The 4,418-nt window shown below is 56.4% G+C and carries 4 protein-coding genes and 2 pseudogenes; 4 read left to right on the plus strand and 2 right to left on the minus strand.

Annotation, left to right across the window (positions count from 1 at the left end):
- From OS035_RS33215 to OS035_RS33230, 3 genes and pseudogenes are all read left to right on the plus strand, one after another.
- A partial coding sequence (locus OS035_RS33215) for a substrate-binding domain-containing protein (protein ID WP_331815577.1) occupies positions 1-410 on the plus strand: 410 nt, incomplete at its 5' end.
- Between the two features lie 227 nt (positions 411-637).
- Positions 638-988, plus strand: a pseudogene (locus tag OS035_RS33225) (transposase); the annotation flags it as partial.
- Positions 984-1,729, plus strand: a pseudogene (locus OS035_RS33230) (IS6 family transposase). The pseudogenes OS035_RS33225 and OS035_RS33230, both read left to right, overlap by 5 nt.
- An 81-nt stretch (positions 1,730-1,810) precedes the next feature.
- Here the strand turns inward: OS035_RS33230 and OS035_RS33235 are convergent.
- Positions 1,811-2,422 carry a GTP pyrophosphokinase gene (locus tag OS035_RS33235; protein WP_331815583.1) on the minus strand — a complete coding sequence of 204 codons (612 nt, stop codon included), beginning with the start codon at positions 2,420-2,422 and terminating at the stop codon, positions 1,811-1,813.
- The gene (locus OS035_RS33240; RefSeq protein ID WP_331815586.1) at positions 2,419-3,231 is read right to left on the minus strand and encodes a hypothetical protein; all 813 of its coding nucleotides are present in this window, start codon (positions 3,229-3,231) and stop codon (positions 2,419-2,421) included. Before OS035_RS33240 ends, OS035_RS33235 begins: the two co-directional genes overlap by 4 nt.
- A 223-nt stretch (positions 3,232-3,454) precedes the next feature.
- On the opposite strand from OS035_RS33240, the gene OS035_RS33245 reads away from it, so the two are divergent.
- On the plus strand, positions 3,455-4,418 hold a 964-nt coding region (locus tag OS035_RS33245; protein WP_331815589.1), incomplete at its 3' end, for an IS256 family transposase.

Here is a 4,418-nt window from a genome sequence, read left to right on the forward strand (position 1 = left end):
TGGGGTTTCGATCCTATTTCCGTGAAATAGGAGAAGAGGCCCGGTTGCTTGAAACAATTGTCAATTTGGATGATCCAGAGGTGGCTCGTGAAGTCACAACGCGCCTCCTTGATAGCCACGCCGATCTCGCCGCCATATACGATGCGGGTGGCGGACAGGACGGGATTGTTCAGGCAATTCGAGCTCATAGTAGCGGCCAGCGGCCGGTCGTCGTTTGCAACGATCTTACTGACGCGACGCGACCCGCGCTGATTGACGGCGTTATCAGTTGTTTCCTCTGCTTACCAATCGAGGCATTTGCGCGTGCGGTCATTGACGAGATGGTTTCCTCAATCATAGGCATACGGCCGGCCGCGCCAAACCGGACCTTGCCATTTGACGTCATTTTTGCCGAGAACTTGCCTGCATAGTCGGCGGGTCGTTCAAGTCTCGCGGTAAGCTTTCACCGAGGCGCTGGCAGAAACCCTTCAAACCACCGTCTCGCCGAAAGAGTGCCAAAACTACTTCAAGGAAACCGGATATGAACAGACCTAAAACAATCCCGCTCTAGTCTTACTGAGTCACAAAATCCGGGGGATTCGGGCTGGATAATGATGTGCTAGCGTAGGCGATTCGTGGTCAGCAGGAGAGAGCTGAGATGAATGGCCTGAGCATAGGAAGTGAAGCAGCCTTTGCGGATTATGTCCATAAGCTGGTCGATGTGATCGGGCACGCCGATCGGGCGGAGCCGCTCAACGATTATTGCCTCGGACTCATGCTGCCGGTGGACCGCAAGAGTGTCGAGCCTCTGGCGGCGGTGACGGCGCCAGCGCGGGTATCGGCCAAGCATCAGTCGCTCCTGCATTTTGTCGGCCAAGCGCCCTGGTCTGACGAGGCGCTCCTGGCGCGGGTTCGTGACTTGGTGCTGCCGCTGATCGAGCAGAATGGGCCTATTGAGGCTTGGATCGTGGATGACACCGGGTTCCCCAAGAAGGGCAAGGGCGATGTCACGTTGTCTGCGGCTTAACGATTGTGGGATAACGGGTTGGGATGAACAGTCCGACCGTAAGCTACAAGAACCACGCTTTCCACCGCAGATCATCGCCCGTGCGGTCTGGCTGTATTTTCGGTTCCCTTTGAGCCTAAGGATGGTCGAGGAGATGCTGCTGGAGCGCGGTATCGTCGTCTCTTACGAAACGATACGGCGATGGGGCTGCAAATTCGGGGCAGCCTACGTCAAGCAGCTGCGTAGAAAGAAGCCGTCGCAGAAAGATATCTGGCATCTGGACGAGGTCGTGATTTCCATCGGCGGCCGAAAACATTGGCTGTGGCGTGCTGTCGACCAGGACGGCTACGTTCTCGACGAGATCGTCCAGACCCGCCGCGATACCAAGGCTGCGAAGCGATTGCTGGTCAGGCTGCTGAAGAAGGCCTGTCGCCGAAGCGCATCATCACCGACAAACTGCGCTCATACGGAGCGGCAAAACGGGACGTGATGCCCGCTGTCGAACATCGATCGCACAAGGGCCTTAACAATCGCGCAGAGAATTCTCACGTGCCGCTTCGAAAACGAGAGCGGATGATGCAGGGCTTTCGATCCGTCGGAGGTTTGCAACGTTTCATCTCGGTCTTTTCAGCAGTCCGAAATCTTTTCGTCGCGCCGCACCAGAGACACTCAGCCCTAGCCACCCATATTCATCGCATCCGCGCCATGGCGCAGTGGAAAGCCGTGACCGCTGCAATTGCATGAGTTTACCGACAAGCGACTTTACGGCCGTTGATCAAACAACGTGACATCGCCCGATAGGCAATCCTAATGCAGCATTTGTTTTCAATGCTGCGCGTTTCGCTTTATGAAAAGATCGTTGAATACCCGATCAGCTCCCCATGCCTGAGCGGACGTAAAGGCAAGCTGCCGCAACTCGTCGCTGGCGAGCGGCTGCTGTCCAGGCTTATAGCCGAGATCATGGTTTGCCTCGGACCAAGCATGCTGAAAAAGTGTCTTGATTTGCAATTCGAAACAATAGGGCACGAGGTCCTTGTTGAAACCCGGGTCGATTAAATCTTGCTGCAGCATCAGGATATGGTGGTTTCCAAAATACCCGAATTCCCACTCGTTCTCTGGCAACATATCTTTCGACTCGATAGCGTGAAAATAGCGCTGAACTTCCTCCGAAATCCTATGCACATCATCCTTGTAGAAGGTAACGATCCGCGCGCCGATCTGATCCTGAATCTGATGAAGCGGATCATCGTACTTGGCTTTGCCATCCCTCAACGCAGCGGCTTTGCCCACGAAGCGCTCCACGGACTTCGGGCGCGTCGAGATTCGATCGATCCGTGGCTGACCAGCGAAGATGTCTTGCAATAAGTTGGAAAGCTTATCGGCGATGGGAAAGAGCACGGTTTCGTATCGCGCTCGATATCGAACTTCTACTGTCATCTACCTTTCTCCAGTTTTTCACTAACCACCGAGCCGACTGTACTGAATCGGATCCTGTCGGCTCCTTCCTCAACGGGCGTGTGTTGAAATACCTTATCGAAGGAAGCAGCATCGGCCGTCAGCATAGCCCCGTTGTCCAGCTCCACAGTCCGGTAAGGCAATTGTTTCGTGAACTCGGTAGCATCGAATTGAAAATTATCATTGGCCAAGTCAGGTCGTTCAAGCTGCTTCACCACGGCGGCCTTTGCGCCGTCGGTAAATCCGTAGCGATTACAGAACGCCTCAACGCTTAACGTCGCCGCACCAAGCCCACTGGCAAGCGTAGCCGCGGCGGTGATCTGGCGCTTTACTTCTAGATCATCCGTAGCCTTGATGGCTTTCTTCAGTGCAACGGCGAGACGACGCGTGCCAAACGCGGGACTGGTCATGAAGTCTGACAGCAGGAAGTCCTTAACCCAGTAGTCCGACGAGTCCAGATCCTGACTGTTAATCTGCTTGTCGACGGCCATTCCACTCCAGAAGCCGCCTTGAAATGACTGGTGTTTGTAGACGACAGCTTTGTAAGAATGGGCATTTTTCATGAATACGCGGTCGATGAATTCTACCGTCAGCATGTCGGCAGCCTCGTTTACGACCACGCCGTTGTTGGCACGAAAGCGGGATATCACCACCTTGTGCTCGGCGCCTTCGGTTCCCTTAATCAGGAATAGAAGCCCGAGCCCCGAGCGACGTGTCGTTACTGTCGCCAGTTCCCCGGCAAGCACGCGGCCCAGATCGACCCCTGGCGCTGACGCGTAGGCGATCAACATGTCTCGACGCGCGTTCGCTTGAGCGCCGTCGTTGCCCTTGTTGAAGGCGATACCAATGTTGCAGATCGTGTCCCGGCACGTGGTGTAGGTGGCGGGAGGTAGCAAAGCCGAGCGCCCGCGCGCTTTTCATAGCGCTGTAGCGGGTGATTGGGTTTGCGGGCGGCCATCAGTGTTTTACGCTAGGGTCGGGTTGTTGAAGACCAACCTGACGGAAAGACCACCGATGACCAATGACATGATGAACGTGCGCTCGCTTGTTGAGAAGAGCGCCGATGCAGATTTATTGCGCGAGATGATCGGCTTTGCCGCCGAGCGGCTGATGGAGCTTGAGGTCGGCTCGGCCACTGGTGCTGACTTCGGCGAGAAGAACCCGATGCGCCTTGCTCAACGCAACGGCTACCGCGACCGCGATTGGGAGACGCGAGCCGGAACCGTTGAACTCCGCATTCCGAAGCTGCGCAAGGGAAGCTATTTTCCGAGCTTTCTCGAGCCGCGCCGTATGGCAGAGAAGGCCCTGACAGCCGTTATCCAGGAAGCGTATATCCAAGGAATCTCGACCCGTTCAGTCGACGAGCTGGTCAAGGCCATGGGCATGTCGGGCATCTCCAAAAGCCAGGTGAGCCGTCTATGCGAAGAGATCGACGTCAAGGTAAAGGCGTTCCTCGACAGGCCGATTGAAGGCGAGTGGCCGTATGTGTGGGTCGATGCGACCTACCTCAAAGTCCGGCGCGGCGGTCGCATCGTCTCCGTCGCCGTTATCATCGCCGTCGGCGTCAACAGCGATGGTCGACGCGAGGTCCTTGGTATGGAGGTCGGCACGTCGGAGGCCGAGCCGATCTGGACGGAATTCCTGCGCAGGCTGACACGCCGAGGATTGCGTGGCGTCAAGCTTGTCGTCTCCGATGCGCATGAAGGTCTCAAAGCCGCCGTCACCAAGGTTCTCAATGCCACTTGGCAAAGATGCCGGGTTCACTTCATGAGGAACGTGCTCGCGCATGCTGGAAAGAGCGGCAGGCGGGTCGTATCCGCCTTCATCGCCACGGCCTTTGCCCAGGAGACACCGGAGGCAGCAAGCGCTCAATGGCGCAGCGTCGCCGATCAGATCAGGCCGAAAGTGTCGAAGCTTGCCACCATCATGGACGACGCTGAAGAGGACGTGCTCGCCTATATGACCTTCCCGAAAGAGC

The organism is Rhizobium sp. 268 (assembly GCF_036571585.1).
Classification (GTDB): domain Bacteria; phylum Pseudomonadota; class Alphaproteobacteria; order Rhizobiales; family Rhizobiaceae; genus Rhizobium; species Rhizobium redzepovicii.

Excerpts from the sequence above, each read along its gene's own strand:
- OS035_RS33240 (WP_331815586.1), bottom strand. The coding sequence starts at position 3,231 with ATGTTGATCGCCTACGCGTCAGCGCCAGGGGTCGATCTGGGCCGCGTG.
- OS035_RS33235 (WP_331815583.1), bottom strand. The coding sequence starts at position 2,422 with ATGACAGTAGAAGTTCGATATCGAGCGCGATACGAAACCGTGCTCTTT.